This is a genomic window from Mycobacterium attenuatum, assembly GCF_900566085.1.
Taxonomy (GTDB): Bacteria; Actinomycetota; Actinomycetes; order Mycobacteriales; family Mycobacteriaceae; genus Mycobacterium; species Mycobacterium attenuatum.
Window position 1 is genome coordinate 1 of record NZ_UPHT01000174.1, and the last position, 16,067, is coordinate 16,067.

11 protein-coding genes and 5 pseudogenes are annotated in these 16,067 nt (G+C 65.1%); 11 read left to right on the forward strand and 5 right to left on the reverse strand.

Annotation, left to right across the window (positions count from 1 at the left end; genetic code table 11):
- Positions 1-157, reverse strand: a pseudogene (locus EET13_RS33030) (PE family protein); the annotation flags it as partial.
- 102 nt (positions 158-259) lie between these two features.
- A pseudogene (locus EET13_RS33035) lies at positions 260-475 on the reverse strand (PE family protein); the annotation flags it as partial.
- 541 nt (positions 476-1,016) lie between these two features.
- On the opposite strand from EET13_RS33035, the gene EET13_RS27985 reads away from it, so the two are divergent.
- From EET13_RS27985 to EET13_RS28020, 8 genes are all read left to right on the forward strand, one after another.
- Positions 1,017-1,247, forward strand: a complete 231-nt coding sequence (locus EET13_RS27985; RefSeq protein ID WP_122445309.1) for an NfeD family protein — start codon at positions 1,017-1,019, stop codon at positions 1,245-1,247.
- A 31-nt stretch (positions 1,248-1,278) separates the two neighbouring features.
- A complete protein-coding gene (locus EET13_RS27990) occupies positions 1,279-2,427 on the forward strand; it encodes an SPFH domain-containing protein (RefSeq protein WP_244604152.1) in 1,149 nt (382 codons plus the stop codon).
- 190 nt (positions 2,428-2,617) lie between these two features.
- The gene (locus EET13_RS27995; protein WP_122445300.1) at positions 2,618-3,103 is read left to right on the forward strand and encodes a GreA/GreB family elongation factor; all 486 of its coding nucleotides are present in this window, start codon (positions 2,618-2,620) and stop codon (positions 3,101-3,103) included.
- A gap of 126 nt (positions 3,104-3,229) precedes the next feature.
- Positions 3,230-3,595, forward strand: coding sequence for a GtrA family protein (locus tag EET13_RS28000; RefSeq protein WP_122445310.1), 366 nt, complete (start codon positions 3,230-3,232; stop codon positions 3,593-3,595).
- A 279-nt stretch (positions 3,596-3,874) separates the two neighbouring features.
- Positions 3,875-5,257 carry a decaprenylphosphoryl-beta-D-ribose oxidase gene (gene dprE1, locus EET13_RS28005; RefSeq protein WP_122445301.1) on the forward strand — a complete coding sequence of 461 codons (1,383 nt, stop codon included), beginning with the start codon at positions 3,875-3,877 and terminating at the stop codon, positions 5,255-5,257.
- Positions 5,258-6,022, forward strand: a complete 765-nt coding sequence (dprE2, locus tag EET13_RS28010; RefSeq protein WP_122445302.1) for a decaprenylphospho-beta-D-erythro-pentofuranosid-2-ulose 2-reductase — start codon at positions 5,258-5,260, stop codon at positions 6,020-6,022.
- A gap of 2 nt (positions 6,023-6,024) precedes the next feature.
- Positions 6,025-8,064 carry a galactan 5-O-arabinofuranosyltransferase gene (locus tag EET13_RS28015; RefSeq protein WP_122445303.1) on the forward strand — a complete coding sequence of 680 codons (2,040 nt, stop codon included), beginning with the start codon at positions 6,025-6,027 and terminating at the stop codon, positions 8,062-8,064.
- A complete protein-coding gene (locus EET13_RS28020; RefSeq protein WP_122445304.1) occupies positions 8,061-11,345 on the forward strand; it encodes an arabinosyltransferase domain-containing protein in 3,285 nt (1,094 codons plus the stop codon). The genes EET13_RS28015 and EET13_RS28020 overlap by 4 nt, the downstream gene beginning before the upstream one ends.
- 191 nt (positions 11,346-11,536) lie before the next feature.
- Here the strand turns inward: EET13_RS28020 and EET13_RS33040 are convergent.
- A pseudogene (locus tag EET13_RS33040) lies at positions 11,537-12,692 on the reverse strand (NAD(P)/FAD-dependent oxidoreductase).
- A gap of 289 nt (positions 12,693-12,981) precedes the next feature.
- Here EET13_RS33040 and EET13_RS28030 point away from each other — a divergent pair.
- The 3 genes and pseudogenes from EET13_RS28030 to EET13_RS28040 form a co-directional block, all read left to right on the forward strand.
- A pseudogene (locus tag EET13_RS28030) lies at positions 12,982-13,818 on the forward strand (class I SAM-dependent methyltransferase); the annotation flags it as partial.
- A gap of 123 nt (positions 13,819-13,941) precedes the next feature.
- The gene (locus EET13_RS28035; RefSeq protein ID WP_122445306.1) at positions 13,942-14,364 is read left to right on the forward strand and encodes a TlpA family protein disulfide reductase; all 423 of its coding nucleotides are present in this window, start codon (positions 13,942-13,944) and stop codon (positions 14,362-14,364) included.
- A gap of 173 nt (positions 14,365-14,537) precedes the next feature.
- On the forward strand, positions 14,538-15,023 hold the full coding sequence (locus EET13_RS28040) for a DUF4395 domain-containing protein (protein WP_244604154.1): 486 nt from the start codon (positions 14,538-14,540) through the stop codon (positions 15,021-15,023).
- Positions 15,024-15,298: 275 nt separating this feature from the next.
- On the opposite strand, the gene EET13_RS28045 is transcribed toward EET13_RS28040, so the two are convergent.
- Both EET13_RS28045 and EET13_RS31040 read right to left on the reverse strand, forming a co-directional pair.
- Entirely contained in the window at positions 15,299-15,817 is a 519-nt protein-coding gene (locus EET13_RS28045; RefSeq protein WP_122445308.1) for a hypothetical protein, read from the reverse strand.
- Positions 15,814-16,067 (reverse strand): annotated as a pseudogene (locus tag EET13_RS31040) (hypothetical protein); the annotation flags it as partial. The gene EET13_RS28045 and the pseudogene EET13_RS31040, both read right to left, overlap by 4 nt.

The window sequence follows — 16,067 nt, forward strand, 5'->3', positions numbered from 1 at the left end:
CCCCACCAGCTAGCCCCGGCGCACCCGAACCCCCGGCACCACCATTGCCGATCAAAATCCCGCCAGCACCACCCTTAGCCCCAGTCCCGGCCGCCCCATTCCTGCCGTCGCCGATCAGCGGACGCCCCAACAGCAGATTGGTCGGGGCATTAATCACCACCAACACCTCATCAATCAAGCTCTGCAACGGATGAGCACCGGCGGCCTCGGCAGCCGCATACGCATACCCCGCCCCGCTCAACGCCCGCACAAACTCGGCATGAAACCCCGCCACCTGCCGACTCAACACCTGATACTGACCAGCGTGGCGAGAAAACAACGCCGCCACCGCCGCCGACACCTCATCACCACCAGCAGCCAACAAATCCGTCGTCGGCGCCAACGCCGCCGCATTAGCCGCCCCCACCGACCACCCAATACCCGCTACATCCGCTGCCGCCGCCACCAACACCTCCGGCACCACCACCAACGACATGACAACCCCCTGCCTAGCGACGACGGCCAGCTTCAGAGCATCGATGAATATTCACAACTACCACCAGCCGCGACACCAAGGAGCCTCTTTGCGCGCAAGGCCTCAAATTCGTATCAACCGGCCGCTGGCGGCGCTGAAGCTGACGAAATAGGCGAATAGGGGGTCCGCACCGATCCGCGCCGGCAAACCTCAGCGCGCAAATCCACCATCGGCAGTCGCCGAAAGAACCCCGCCGACGACTCGCTACGTCTTCCCGGTCTTACCGGTGGAACCGTTCTTGCCGGTTGCTCCGCCAGGTCCGCCTTGGCCGCCGGTTCCACCGGCCCCGGCGATGGCATCGTGGGATGCAGAACCTATGCGTTGGCTGGCCGTCACCACCGTTACCGCGATAGTCACCGGCGGCAGTTCGGTGATGATGGGGATGGGTAACCTAGCTAAGCCTTCAGGCGGCCCATCTTCGCCAAGAGTTCTACACCAGCCGGCGGGCGATCGACTTCGGCCCTGACTCGACGCCGGGCCCCCCATGGAGCAGGATGCGATCGTGAGCCACACATCAGTGATCGGCTGCGTTGGGACGTTGATCGTGGCGACCCGCGGCGTAGATGGCGCCGGCGAGGTCGTGCTTCCGGTGCGCGGTTCCAAGGAGGCATTCCTGGCACGCTCCGATGAGGCGTTGCCAAAAGGCACCAAGGTGCTGGTGGTCGGGGTTCAAGGTGCCAGGACGGTAATCGTCGAGCCCTGGACCCAGATGGTGGCAACTGAAGTTCTCTGATAGAAACCGCGAAACATCAAGGAGTCCACTAATGCTCGGCTATAAGGTGCCCGCTCCGGACGAGGCGATGCTCATCTCCGGCGGAAAGGCAAAGGGTAGCGCCCCTTTTCGGGTGGTGACCGGACACGGGGCCTTTATCATGCCGTTCTTCCGCAAGGTCCGGTTTCTGACATTAGCCATGTGCGAGGCTGAGGTCGCCGAGAAGTGCGTGACGCAGCAGGGCATTACCCTCAATGTCCGGGCCGTCATCGCTTTCAAGGTGGGCAACGACACCGAGAGCATTATCGCGGCGGCACAACGATTCCTGTCCGAGCAGGACCAGATGTCGGTGCTTACCGGCCGGATCTTCGCCGGTCACCTGCGCTCGATCATCGGGTCCATGACTGTCGAGCAGATCATCCGGGAACGCCAGAAGCTGGCGACCGAGGTGCTCGACGGTTCCAAGGAGGAAATGGCCCGCATCGGCCTGTGCGTTGACGCGCTGCAGATCCAGTCCATCGACGACGACGGGCTTGGCTACATCAACGCGATGTCGGCGCCACACAATGCCGCGATCCAACAGCAGGCGCAGATCGCGCAGGCGCAGGCCAACCAGGCAGCCGCCGAGGCCGAGCAGGAGTCGCAACGCAAGCAGGCTGAGTTCGCCCGTGAGACCGCGATCGTCAAGGCGCAATACAAGGCCGAGGTTGACAAGGCGCAAGCCCAGGCCGCACAGGCCGGGCCGCTTGCCGAGGCCCAGGCGCAGCGGGAAGTGCTGGCGATGCGTACCGAATTGGCGCAGAAGGCAGCCGCGTTGCGCCAGCAGGAGTTGGTCGCCGAGGTGGTCAAGCCGGCCGAGGCCGAAGCGGAACGGGTCCGCATCTTGGCCAGCGCCGACGCCGAGAAGATGAAAATTCAGGCCGAAGCGGCGGCGTCCCACAATCGGGTGGCTTTGGACCGAATGCTGATCGACCAGCTGCCCGTCATCGTGGAGAAGGCCGCCCGCGGTCTCGCCGGCGCCAACCTGACCGTGCTCAACGGTGCCGAAGGGTTAAGTCAGGTGGCGGCCGGGCTGGTTTCGCAAGGCGTCGCCATCTTCGAAGCGCTGCGCGGCGGAACGCTCGACTACGACCTTGACCACGATGAGGACTCCGACAACGTGGTGTCGCCGCTGACCGGAGGTGCCAAAGAGGGCGCATGACAAGGTGACCGGTGCACCAGTGGCGGTGATTGCGCCGCTGGAGGTTAGCGGCGCCGATAACCGGCTATATCCGCTTGGCGAATATCAGTGACGGCTAGCTGTTGGTGGTGTAACACTGAAACGCCACGATTGCCAATGAGCAATCGGCACACGGCACCTACCGGCAACCTGGGGCGAAAGGTCTGCGGACGTGAGCGAGGAAGTCCAATCAACGGGGCTGGCGGAAGCGGCACGCGATCACCTCGCCGCGGAGTTGGCGAGGCTACGGCAACGCCACGACCGCCTCGAGATCGAGGTCAAGAATGACCGCGGCATGGTCGGGGACCACGGCGACGCCGCCGAGGCAATCCAGCGCGCCGACGAGCTGGCCGTCCTTGCCGACCGGATCAACGAACTGGACCGGCGGCTCAAGTCCGGGCCGCTGCGCGACACCGGATCCGACGCGCTGCCCGGTGGCACCGAGGTGACGTTGCGGTTTCCCGACGGTGAGGTTGTCACGATGCACGTGATCTCCATCATCGAAGAAAGCCCCGAAGGCCACGAATCGGAAACGCTGACCGCGAACAGCCCGCTTGGCCAGGCGCTCGCCGGACATCAGCCGGGCGACACCGTCACCTACTCGACCCCCCGGGGGCCCAGTCAGGTCGAGGTGATCGCGATGAAGTTGCCCACCTGATCGACTGCCGCACCAGGCCCGGTGGGCACGCCGGCCCGGCTAGACTTCCCCCCGATGATCCCGCCCGAGCCTGATGCCGCGCCGCCGCGCCAGCACCATCAGCACCTGCACCTGACGACCCAGATGATGCGTTTCGTCGTTACCGGCGGTTTCGCGGCGATCGTCGACTTCAGCGTTTATGTGGCGCTTTACAAAGGGGTTGGTCTGCAGGTCGACCTGTCGAAGTTCATCAGCGTCGTGGTGGGCACCATCACCGCCTATCTGATCAACCGCAGGTGGACATTTCAGGCCTCGCCGAGCAGGGCGCGGTTCGCCGCCGTCATGGCCCTTTACGGGGTCACCTTCGCCGTGCAGGTCGGACTCAACCATGTCTGTCTGGCGCTGCTGCACTACCGGGGGTGGGCCATACCCGTCGCGTTCGTGATCGCCCAGGGCACCGCGACGGTGATCAACTTCGTCGTGCAGCGAGCGGTGATCTTCCGCATCCGCTGACGGCTTGGGGCTTGAGGGCTTGGGGGTTCAGGCGGGCTTCGGGCTTCGGGCGGGCTTCGGCGCCCAGCTCGATCGCCGTGGCCGCCGTCAGTACTTGACCGTGCATCCACGGCGTCCAGCGTGAAAATAGGGCGCCGACACGCCGGCATGCCCGCCACGAACGCACCCTCGAAGCCCCTGGTTCACCCTCGGCTCGGCTCGGGAGGCCTGACATGTCCGCCTCGCAGCGGCCCGTTCCGACCCGCAACGTCACGGGAGGAGGCGGTACCCTCTTTGACGATGTCGAGCATGGAACTCTCCACCACACCGACCCGGCTAACCGGGTGGGGCCGTACCGCGCCATCGGTGGCCGACGTGCTGCGCAGCCCCGACCCGGAGGTGATCGCCAAGGCGGTGGCCCGCGTCGCCGACTCCGGCGCCAGGGGGGTCATCGCCCGCGGCCTGGGCAGGTCCTATGGCGACAACGCCCAAAACGGCGGCGGGCTGGTGATCGACATGTCGGCGCTCAACATCATTCACTCGATCAGTGCCGACACCAAACTTGCCGACGTCGACGGCGGCGTCAACCTCGATCAGTTGATGAAAGCCGCCTTGCCGTTCGGGCTCTGGGTGCCGGTACTGCCCGGCACCCGGCAGGTCACCATCGGCGGCGCGATCGCCTGCGACATCCATGGCAAGAACCACCACAGCGCGGGCAGCTTCGGCAACTACGTGCGGTCCATGGATCTGTTGACCGCCGACGGTGCGATCCGGCACCTCACCCCGGATGGTGAGGACGCCGAACTGTTCTGGGCAACCGTCGGCGGCAACGGCCTCACCGGCATCATCGTGCGCGCCACCATCGCGATGACACCCACCGAGACGGCATACTTCATCGCCGACGGCGACGTCACCGCCGACCTGGATGAGACCATCGCACTGCACAGCGATGGCAGCGAAGCCAACTACACCTATTCCAGCGCCTGGTTCGACGCGATCAGCGCACCCCCAAAGCTGGGCCGCGCGGCAGTCTCCCGCGGCTCGCTGGCCCGGCTCGACCAGCTGCCCGCCAAGCTTGCCCGCAACCCATTGAAATTTGATGCGCCACAACTGCTTACAGTTCCCAACATCTTCCCCAACGGGCTGGCCAACAAGTACACCTTCGGGCCGATCGGCGAGCTCTGGTACCGCAAGTCCGGCACCTACCGCGGCAAGATCCAAAACCTGACGCAGTTCTACCACCCGCTGGACATGTTCGGTGAATGGAACCGCGCCTACGGCCCGGCGGGTTTTCTGCAGTACCAGTTCGTGATTCCCACCCAAGCCGTCGACGAATTCAAAAAGATCATCCGCGACATCCAGACCAGCGGCCACTACTCGTTTCTCAACGTGTTCAAGCTATTTGGCCCCGGCAACCGGGCGCCGCTGAGCTTTCCCATCCCGGGCTGGAACATCTGCGTCGACTTCCCGATCAAAGCCGGGTTGGGCGCATTCGTCAGCGAACTCGACCGCCGGGTACTGGAATTCGGCGGTCGGCTCTATACCGCCAAAGATTCCCGCGCCACTGCCGAAACCTTCCACGCCATGTATCCGCGCATCGACGAGTGGATTGCCCTGCGCCGCAAGGTCGACCCGCTGCACGTGTTCGCCTCCGACATGGCCCGACGTTTGGAGCTGCTCTAAATGGTTCTCGATGCCGTGGGAAACCCACAGTCCATCCTGCTGCTGGGCGGCACGTCCGAGATCGGGCTGGCCATCTGCGAGCGCTACCTGCGTAACGCCCCCGCGCGCATTGCGCTGGCCTGCCTGCCCGACGACCCGGGCCGCGACGACGCGGTCACCCAGATGAAAGCAGCCGGTGCACGGTCGGTGGAGCTGATCGACTTCGACGCCGTGGACACCGACAGCCATCCGAAGGTTATTGAACAAGCGTTCGCGGGCAGCGATATCGACGTGGCGATCGTCGCGTTCGGTTTGCTCGGCGATGCCGAAGAGCTATGGCAGAATCAGCGCAAGGCCGTTCAGATCGCCGAAATCAATTACACCGCAGCGGTTTCGGTGGGTGTGCTGCTGGGCGAAAAGATGCGCGCCCAGGGCTTCGGGCAGATCATCGCGATGAGCACAGTGGCCGGCGAGCGGGTGCGCCGGTCCAACTTCGTCTACGGCTCCACCAAGGCCGGTCTGGACGGCTTCTACCTGGGCCTGGGAGAAGCGTTGCGCGAGTACGGGGTTCGGGTTCTGGTCATCCGGCCGGGTCAGGTACGGACCCGGATGAGCGCGCACATCAAGGAAGCTCCCCTGACCGTCGACAAGGAGTACGTCGCTAACCTCGCGGTGACCGCGGCTGCCAGAGGTAAGGAATTGGTCTGGGCGCCAGCGGCATTCCGCTACGTGATGATGGTATTGCGTCACATCCCGCGGAGCATCTTCCGTAAGTTACCCATCTGAGCATGCCGAACAGACGCAAAAGTCCCCAATTGGCGCCCGAATTGGGGACTTTTGCGTCTGCTCGCGCCCGGAAGCCCGCTCGCGGCCGCGGCGTGCTGGTCACCCTCGCCGAGATGGCCCTGGCGACGTTGGTCGCCGTCGCCGTCGCGGCGGTATCACTGATCGCCATTGCGCGGGTCCAGTGGCCGGCGTTCCCGTCATCCAACCAGTTGCATGCGCTGACCACCGTCGGCCAGGTGGGCTGCCTGGCCGGGCTGCTCGCCGTCGGCTGGCTGTGGCGCACGGGGCGGTTTCGCCGGCTGGCGCAGCTGGGCGGGCTGGTGTTCGTGTCCGAGTTCGCCGTGGTGACGCTGGGCATGCCGCTGGGAGCCACCACGCTGTATCTCTTCGGCATCTCCGTCGACCAGCAATTCCGCACCGAATACCTGACCCGGCTCGCCGACAGCCCGGTGCTGCACGACATGACCTACCTGGGCCTGCCGCCGTTCTACCCGCCCGGCTGGTTCTGGATCGGCGGGCGCGCCGCCGCGCTGACCGGTACGCCCGCGTGGGAGATGTTCAAGCCCTGGGCGATCACGTCGATCACCATCGCAGTGGCAGTCGCGCTGGTGCTGTGGTGGCGGTTGATCCGCTTCGAGTACGCGCTGCTGGTAACCATCGCCACGGCGGCGGTGACGCTGGCCTACAGCTCGTCGGAGCCATATGCGGCGATGATCACGATGCTGCTGCCGCCGGTGCTGGTGCTGGCATGGTCCGGTCTGCGCGCCGGGAATCGCGCCTCCTCGAACGCCGAGCGTGACGCTGCAGTCCCGCCGGAGGCCGAACGTGACGCCACAGTCACACCGTCGCGGCCGAAGAACGCCAACGGTTGGGCCGCGGTGGTTGGCACCGGCATCTTCTTGGGCTTCGCCGCGACCTGGTACACGCTGCTGGTGGCCTACAGCGCGTTCACCGTCATGTTGATGGCGCTGCTGCTGGCCGGCTCCCGATGGCGACACAGCAGAAAGGCGGCCGTCGACCCGCTGCGCCGGCTGGCCGTCATCGGCGCCATCGCCGCGGCCATCGGCTCCTCCACCTGGCTGCCCTACCTGCTGCGAGCGGTCCGCGACCCGGTCAGCAATACCGGCAGCGCCCAGCACTACCTGCCCGCCGACGGCGCCCAACTGACCTTCCCGATGCTGCAGTTCTCGCTGCTGGGCGCCCTGTGCATGCTGGGGACCCTGTGGCTGGTCGCCACGTCGCGGTCGTCGACGCGGGCTGGCGCGCTGGCCATCGGTGTGCTGGCCGTGTACCTGTGGTCGCTGCTGTCGATGCTGACCACGTTGGCGCGTACCACGTTGCTGTCGTTTCGGCTGCAGCCGACGTTGACCGTGCTACTGGCCGCGGCGGGAGTGTTCGGCTTCGTGGAGGCGGCACAGGCGCTGGCCGTAAGGCGGCGCACCGCGCTCCCGGTGGCCGGCGCCATCGGACTGGCCGGCGCCATCGCGTTCAGCCAGGACATTCCCGACGTGCTGCGGCCCGACCTGACGGTCGCCTACACCGACACCGACGGCCACGGCCAGCGCGGCGACCGGCGCCCGCCCGGCTCCGAGAAGTACTACCCGGCGGTCGACGCCGCCATCCGAAAGGTCACCGGCGAACCGCGTGATCAGCTCGTGGTGCTGACCGCGGACTACAGCTTCTTGTCGTACTACCCCTATTGGGGGTTCCAGGGATTGACGTCGCACTACGCCAACCCGCTGGCGCAGTTCGACAAGCGGGCCGCCCATATCGAAAGCTGGGCCAAGCTCAAGACCCCCGACCAGTTCATCGCCGCCCTTGACAAGCTGCCCTGGCCGGCGCCGACGGTGTTCCTGATGCGCCGCGGCGCGGGCAACACTTACACCCTTCGGCTGGCCGAAGACGTCTACCCCAATCAGCCCAACGTGCGCCGCTACACCGTGGGATTGAAGTCCGCCATCTTCGCTGATCCGCGTTTCAGCGTCGACACCATCGGTCCCTTCGTCCTGGCCATTCGCAAACCGGCGGCGGGCGCCCGATGACCACCGAAACCGCACCGGGCGGGCTCCAACAATTACCATCTACCTCCGTGAGCGACGCGGGAGCAAACCACCGGATCGCTCGGTTCGTCGCCGCCATCGCAGGCCTGCTCGGGACCATCCTGGCGCTGGCCACCCCGCTGCTGCCGGTCAAGCAGACCACCGCGCAACTGAATTGGCCGCAGAACGGCACCTTCACCAGCGTTGAGGCGCCGCTGATCAGCTACGTGGCCACCGAACTGACCATCACCGTCCCCTGCCAGGCCGCCGCCGGACTCGCCGGGCCGCAAAACACCGGCAAGACCGTACTGTTGTCGACGGTGCCCAAGCAGGCCCCTAACGCCGTCGACCGCGGGCTGCTCATCCAGCGCGCCAACGACGACCTGGTGCTGGTGGTGCGCAATGTCCCGGTGGTCACCGCTCCGCTGAGTCAGGTGCTCAGCCCCGCATGCCAGCGGTTAACGTTCACCGCCCACGCCGACAAGGTCGCCGCCGAATTCGTGGGCCTCAAGCAGGGGCCCAACGCCGAGCATCCGGGCGAACCGCTGCGCGGGGAGCGCGGCGGCTACGACTTCCGTCCACAAATCGTCGGGGTGTTCACCGATCTGTCCGGGCCGGCACCGCCAGGGCTGAGCTTCTCGGCGAGCGTGGACACCCGCTACAGCAGCAGCCCCACCCCGCTGAAGATGGCCGCGATGATCGCCGGCCTGTTGGCCACGGCTGCCGCGTTGGTCGCATTGCATGTCCTCGACACCGCCGACGGCACTCGCCACCGCCGCATCCTGCCGCCGCGCTGGTGGTCGCTGGGGGGCTTGGACGCCCTGGTGATCGCCGTGCTGGTGTGGTGGCAGTTCGTCGGCGCCAACACCTCCGACGACGGCTACATCCTGACCATGGCCCGGGTATCCGAACACGCCGGTTACATGTCGAACTATTACCGATGGCTGGGAACCCCCGAAGCCCCCTTCGGCTGGTACTACGACTTGCTGGCGCTGTGGGCCCACGTCAGCACCGCCAGTATCTGGATGCGGTTGCCGACCCTGATGATGGCCCTGACCTGCTGGTGGGTGATCAGCCGTGAGGTCATCCCCCGGCTGGGCCATGCCGTCAAGACCAATCGCGCCGCGGCCTGGACGGCTGCCGGCATGTTCCTGGCGGTCTGGTTGCCGCTGAACAACGGGCTGCGACCGGAACCCATCATCGCCCTGGGAATCCTGCTGACCTGGATTTCGGTGGAGCGCGCGGTGGCCACCAATCGCCTGCTGCCGGTGGCGATCGCCTGCATCATCGGCGCGCTGACCCTGTTCTCCGGGCCAACCGGCATCGCTTCCATCGGCGCGCTCCTCGTCGCGATCGGGCCGCTGCGGACCATCTTGCACCGCCGATATCGACAGTTCGGTGCGCTTCCTTTGGTGGCGCCCTTGCTGGCAGCAGCTACCGTTACCGCGATCCTGATCTTCCGCGATCAGACCCTGGCTGGGGAGATGCAGGCAACCGCCCTCAAGCGCGCCCTTGGTCCCAGTCTGAGCTGGTTCGACGAGCACATCCGCTACGAGCGGTTGTTCATGGCCAGCCCGGACGGTTCGGTGGCCCGTCGCTTCGCTGTGCTGGCATTGGTTCTGGCGCTCGCGGTATCGGTGGCAATGTCGTTGCGTAAAGGGCGGATTCCGGGTACCGCCGCCGGGCCTAGCCGCCGCATCGTCGGCATCACCATCATTTCGTTCGTGGCCATGATGTTCACTCCTACGAAATGGACCCACCATTTCGGAGTGTTCGCCGGGCTGGCGGGCTCACTGGGTGCGCTGGCCGCGGTCGCCGTGACAGGGGCGGCCATGCGCTCCCGGCGTAATCGGACCGTGTTTGCTGCGGTGGTGGTGTTCCTGGTGGCGTTGTCGTTCGCCAGCGTCAACGGCTGGTGGTACGTGTCCAACTTCGGTGTGCCCTGGTCGAATTCGTTTCCGGAATGGCACTACGGTTTCGCCACCATGCTGCTTGGGCTGACGGTGTTGGTGCTGCTGTTGGCAGCATGGTTCCACTTTGTCGCTCCCCACGACGGGCATCCCAAGACCCGTTACGGGGCGCGGTTGTCCGGGATCATCCAGTCTCCGTTGGCCGTTGCGACCTGGCTGCTGGTGCTGTTCGAAGTGTTCTCGCTGACCCTGGGCATGACCGATCAATACCCGGCGTGGTCGGTGGGACTGTCCAATCTTCAAGCCGTCGCCGGTTTCAAGGCCGGGAAGACCTGCGGCCTAGCCGAAGACGTGCTGGTCGAGCTGAATCCTGACGCGGGCATGCTGTCGCCGGTAAGCGCTCCGGTGGCCGAAGCCCTGGGCGACGGTCTCTCGGAAGCGTTCACGCCCAACGGGATTCCCGCTGACGTGTCCGCCGACCCAGTGATGGAACGCCCGGGCGACCGCAGCTTCATCAACGACGACGGACTGGTCACCGGCACCGAAGCCGGCACCGAAGGCGGTACCACCGCCGCACCCGGGATCAACGGGTCCCGCGCCCGGCTGCCCTTCAACCTGGACCCCGCGCGCACCCCCGTGCTGGGCAGCTGGCGGGCCGGCATCCAAGTGCCCGCCTTGCTTCGGTCCGGGTGGTATCGGCTGCCGCCCAAGGAGAACCGCGAGAAAACACCACTACTGGTCGTGTCGGCGGCCGGCCGGTTCGATCCTCGGGAAGTCCAGGTGCAGTGGGCTACCGATGACCAAGCGGCGTCCGGACACCCCGGCGGGTCAATGAGCTTCGCCGACGTCGGCGCGGTGCCGGCTTGGCGCAACCTGCGCGCGCCGCTGTCGGCCATCCCCGACAGCGCCACCCAGGTTCGCTTGGTGGCCGACGACGAGGACCTGGCTCCGCAACACTGGATCGCCCTGACGCCGCCGCGGATTCCGCACCTGCGCACGCTGCAGGACGTGGTGGGCTCCAAGGATCCGGTGTTTTTGGACTGGCTGGTCGGGTTGGCCTTCCCGTGCCAGCGCCCGTTCGGCCATCAAAACGGCGTCATCGAAACGCCGAAGTGGCGCATCCTGCCGGACCGGTTCGGCGCCGAAGCCAACTCACCCGTCATGGACAAGAACGGCGGCGGCCCGCTGGGCATCACCGAATTGCTTTTGCGGGCAACGACTGTGGCCAGCTACCTCAAGGACGACTGGTTCCGCGACTGGGGCTCACTGCAGCGACTGGCCCCTTACTACCCCGATGCCGACCCGGCACGGTTGCAGCTGGGCACGGTAACCCGTAGTGGTCTGTGGAATCCTGCGCCGTTGCGCAGGGGGTAGGACCGGCGGGCGGCCACTGCCGTACTGACCGAAACCGCCGGATCGCCAACTGAGGCTTCTTGCTCGGGGCATCACCATGTTCGCGACCGCAGATCGGTGAGCGATCGGCGCTGCCCCACTGTCGTGCCCACCGACCGGCCGTGTCGGCCCCAGCCGAGGCGGCCGGCCGGACCCGCATCGCATTGAATCGCCTATTCCCAGCAGGCCCGCCAGTCCATTTCTTCGGCCTGCTTGGCTTCCTCTAGCTCCTGCGAGGGCTCAGACAGGTGCAGCTCGGGTAGTGGAAGCTGGAAGAAGTCGGTCTTGCCCGTTACGGCCGAGTATGCGCCGGTGTCGATGTAGCAATGTCCCAGCCCCGACATCGGATCACTCGCACCGGTCTTGCCCAGAAACTTGAGGATGTTTCCCGCCGCTGCCTTGCCGCCGTTCTTGGCGAAGACTGCTGCTTTGGGCAGGGGCCGTCCTGACGGACAAGTGACCGTGGTGATGTCGCCGATCGCCCAAATGCCAGGGTAGTTGGTCTGCATGGTTTCAGTATCGATACTGATCCAGCCGGGCCGATCGAGGGTAATCGTGGGCTGGTGAGGCGGAACGAACACCAGCAGATCGAAATCGACGGCTTTCCCATTTCGAAATGGATCACCCGATGGTCGGGATCGATGCGCTCGACGGCGTGTTCCAAGTGAACTTCGACTTCCTCAGTCTTGAGCAGATCCATGAGCTCGAACCCAGCATAATCACCTGCCCCATACATGGGCTGCTTCTCCGGTGTGTACAGCGAGATTTCAGTTCGGTCGCGCGTGCCATTCTCGCGCAGCAAATCGGCGGCCAAAAGAGTTCCCTCGTAAGGAGCGACGGGGCAACGAAATGGCTGTGCGGTGATCAAGAACACGAGGTTGCCGCCAGCGAATTCCGACAATGCCCGGTGCGCAGCGGCGGCCGCGTCGGCGGCATAGAAGTGCACTGCTACACCCTCGTCGTACGCCCGCTGCAGGCCGGGCACGATCTCGATTGCATTGCGCGAACCTGTTGCGAGCACTAATGCGTCGAAGCTGATTTCCGATTCGTCGGTCAACGTCACCGTCTTGGCCTCCGGATTCACTGCGGCGACCTTTCCAGTGATGGTGTTGATCCCGGCAAGGGTAGCGGCGGTGGGACGAATGGGGACGCTGTGCTCGTCACGCCATCCTCGCATCACCCACGGCAATGTAAATCCGAGGAAATGCGAAAAGTCTTCGTCAATGATGGTGATGTCAAGATCGTCAACAACTACTGTGGACTCGCGGATCGCCTTCTCACGCTGAGGCCGCCGATGCCGGCGCCCACAATGACGAGCTTCTTGGTCATGCTATTTCCTTCCAAGGCCGTTGACGCATTGCTTCTAGCGCGCGTTCGTTATGTCGCAGCCGCCGGTCGTGCCTTCGAGTCAGTTCCATCGCGCCCTAGGTCCGTTATTGTCATCCATGGTTGACTGATCTGTCAACAGTGGTGGACAATATGAGGGTCCGCCGGTAATGGTGGATGGCCGCGCGATAGCACTCGTCGGCCGACACCCTTGCCTGGCGCAGAGCCGCCGGGGACGCACCGCAGCTCTGATGTCAGATCAGGCGGCAACCAACGAGAAGGGACGACAGGAATGACGACCGGCCATCGAACCGACGGCGCTGCAGCCGATCTTGGGTACGCAGGTAGGACCACCGCGCTTTGGGCATCAGGCGACTACGCCAAGACGGTGACCGAGCTGTTGTGCCCACTCGGACGAGCGCTCGTGCGCGCAAGCGCAATCAGGCCGGGAGATCGAGTGCTCGATGTCGCTGCGGGGACCGGCAATGTGGCGATACCGGCTGCTCTCACCGGCGCCGACGTCATTGCCAGCGATCTATGCCCCGAGCTGCTGGATCGGGGCCGTGAGCTTGCTCAGACCCGCGGCGCCAGGCTGCACTGGCAGGTGGCCAACGCTGAAGCACTGCCGTTTGACACCAACGAGTTTGACGCGGTGCTGTCATGCGTTGGGGTGATGTTCGCCCCGCAACATCAGTGCGCCGCTGACGAATTGGTTCGGGTCTGCAAACCCGGGGGAATCATCGGGCTGATCAACTGGACATCGGACGGCTTCATGAGCGAGCTGATGACGACGATCAAGCCATACCTTGATGCGCCGCAACCTGGTTCGCAGCCAGCAGCCAGGTGGGGCGACGCGGCTTACGTGCGTGATCTGTTGGGGGATCGAGTAAGCAACTTCACGGCGGAACAACACACGCTGCGGGTGGTTATGTTCGCGGATGGGGAAGCGTTCCGCGACTATATGAAAGCCCATTGCCCGCCCCCGCGCGCTGCATACCAGCGCATCGCGAATGATCCCCGTCGAGTTGACGAGTTGGATGACAAGTTGGCCGCATTGGCCGAACGGTACTTGGCCGGCACGCCGTCGACCATGGAGTGGGACTACCTGCTGGTCACCGCGCGTAAACGGCAGTCGCCCGAATGTGTCTCACCAGCAATGCCATCCGCGGTCAGCCATAACTCCATCCGGTCTGACCAGTTCCGCGATGACAAGCAATGCACGCGTGATGATGCGCGCCGGGTCTAGACAGCCATGATCACCGCAATCGTCGCAGTCGTCACGACTATCACGCTGGCGACCGCTATTGGATGGTTGATCACCAGGCAATCAGGACAGATCCGGCCCACCGGTTCTCATGCTGGCCCAACCCCCGGAGTCAGCGACACAGACCTCCCCTTATCAAGCACGGGGCCAACGATCGTACATTTCAGCGCCCCTTGGTGCGGGGGCTGCATACGGCTACGTCGGGTAGTTAGCCAGGTCTGCGACAATCGACGGGGGGTCGCCCACGTCGAACTTGACATGAATACCAATCATGTGGCGGCGCAACAGCTTTCGGTGCGGTCGCTGCCAACCACGTTCATCTTCGATTCCGCGGGACGTCAGCGGTACCGGGCCACAGGCATCCCGACGGTTGAGAATCTGGCGTCCGCTCTGGAAACGCTGTTGGGCTGACACACCATGACATTGGATTTGCGGGCGAGTTCATGCTCATCGCAGGCAGCGGGGCGATCCTCGTTTGCTGCCGTTTTTCGCCGCCGGCCAGCTTCGTCCCGGGGACGCGTGAGTCAAGAATCGTTGCCGCGTCGTCCGTTTCCCAACAAATCGAGTTAGGAGTGAGGAGCAACGTGTCGACCAGCAATACCAACCAAGGAAATGGCGTCGACGTTCGCGGTACCAAGTTCGGAGCCTGGGTCTCTACCGCAGTTCTGGTCATCAGTCTGATCATTTCCGGCTTCAGTCCCCCCGCCGCCGCGGTGGTCCTGACTCTGCAGGCTTTCGTTTTTGCCATTGGCGCCCTGAATCGGCCCCGCTGGAACCCTTATGGGCTGGTGTTCGCCGCATTCGTAGCGCCCCGGCTCGGTCCAGTCGCCGAACGAGAACCGCTAGCGCCGGTCAAGTTCGCCAACCTGGTCGGCTTCGTGATGGTGATTCCGGGTGCGGTCGGTTTCGCCGCCGGCATTCGCTTGCTCGGTGTAATCGCCACGGCAACCCTTCTGGCAGCCGTCTATCTGAACGCGGCCTTCGGCTTCTGCATCGGATGCCGCCTCTTCCCGTTGGTAGCCAGCCCAAAACCCGCATCCCAGACCGCCCCAATCCGTCTCGACGAATAATTCCCAGGGGTCAGCGGTCGTAGGCTACAACGCCACCAGCACGACCAGTTCGGTCTCGGAGGACCGCCGCTGCATCCCGATTTTGGTCCGCCGCGGACGCTACTGCGGATTGTTGACGAGGAAATCGTCGGTCTTCGCGCAGCGCGGTTGCGAGGGGGTCCGAGTCGCCGTCCGGCGCCTGCCGGGTTAGGCAACGCCAATCCTGGACATCCTGACCCGCTATCCGCGGCAGCCACGGCAACACTTTTCCATCGGATTCCCTGCCAGATAATTCGCTACGCTTTCCCGATCTGGCCGTTCGAGCCTGAAGCACCGTTGGACGCTCCGGGACCGCCCTTTCCGCCAGCTCCGCCTTGACCGCCCTGGGCGAAGGCATGGTTTGTGGTGTACGCGTTGCCGCCGTCGCCGCCGTCGCCGCCCGCGACGCCGCTGGTCTGGCTGTCGCCACCGGTGCCGCCGTCGCCGCCGAAGGCGGCTCCCTGGCCGTTGTAGGTGTATGCGTAACCGCCAATGCCGCCGGCCCCTCCGACGCCACCGGTGCCGCCGACGCCGCCATCGCCGCCGTAGGCCAGGCCGTCCGTGACGTTCGACGCGGCCCCTCCCGATCCGCCACTTCCGGAATAAGTGATGCCGGCACCGCCGGCACCTGCGCTGCCGCCGAAGGCGTCAGAGTTGTGGCCTGCCTTGATGGTGGCGTTGCCGCCGTTACCGCCATTACTGTGGCCAGGAGCTGCGTTATAGCCGGTGCCGCCGTTGCCCCCGTTTCCACCGACGGCTGTATTCGCATTATTCACGTTGTTGATTGTCGCGTTGCCGCCGTTGCCGCCGTTGCCGCCGGTGCTAGCGGTGCTGGTGGCATCGCCGTTGCCACCTCGGCCGCCGTGACCGGCGGTAACTTGCCCGGTTCCGACGGTGGAAGCATCACCACCGTTGCCGCCGTCCCCGCCTGAGACACCATGAACATCTGCCCCACCCCGGCCGGGGCGGGGCCGGTGCTAACGCTGAGTCCGGCCGGCGGTGGCGGTAGCTGCCGAGGCGCTTTTG

Bases quoted from the DNA above. Each gene is read 5' to 3' on its own strand.
- EET13_RS27990 (WP_244604152.1), top strand. From the start codon at position 1,279: ATGCTCGGCTATAAGGTGCCCGCTCCGGACGAGGCGATGCTCATCTCC.
- EET13_RS28000 (WP_122445310.1), top strand. From the start codon at position 3,230: ATGCGTTTCGTCGTTACCGGCGGTTTCGCGGCGATCGTCGACTTCAGC.
- dprE1 (WP_122445301.1), top strand. From the start codon at position 3,875: ATGTCGAGCATGGAACTCTCCACCACACCGACCCGGCTAACCGGGTGG.
- dprE2 (WP_122445302.1), top strand. From the start codon at position 5,258: ATGGTTCTCGATGCCGTGGGAAACCCACAGTCCATCCTGCTGCTGGGC.
- EET13_RS28015 (WP_122445303.1), top strand. From the start codon at position 6,025: ATGCCGAACAGACGCAAAAGTCCCCAATTGGCGCCCGAATTGGGGACT.
- EET13_RS28020 (WP_122445304.1), top strand. From the start codon at position 8,061: ATGACCACCGAAACCGCACCGGGCGGGCTCCAACAATTACCATCTACC.
- EET13_RS28035 (WP_122445306.1), top strand. From the start codon at position 13,942: ATGATCACCGCAATCGTCGCAGTCGTCACGACTATCACGCTGGCGACC.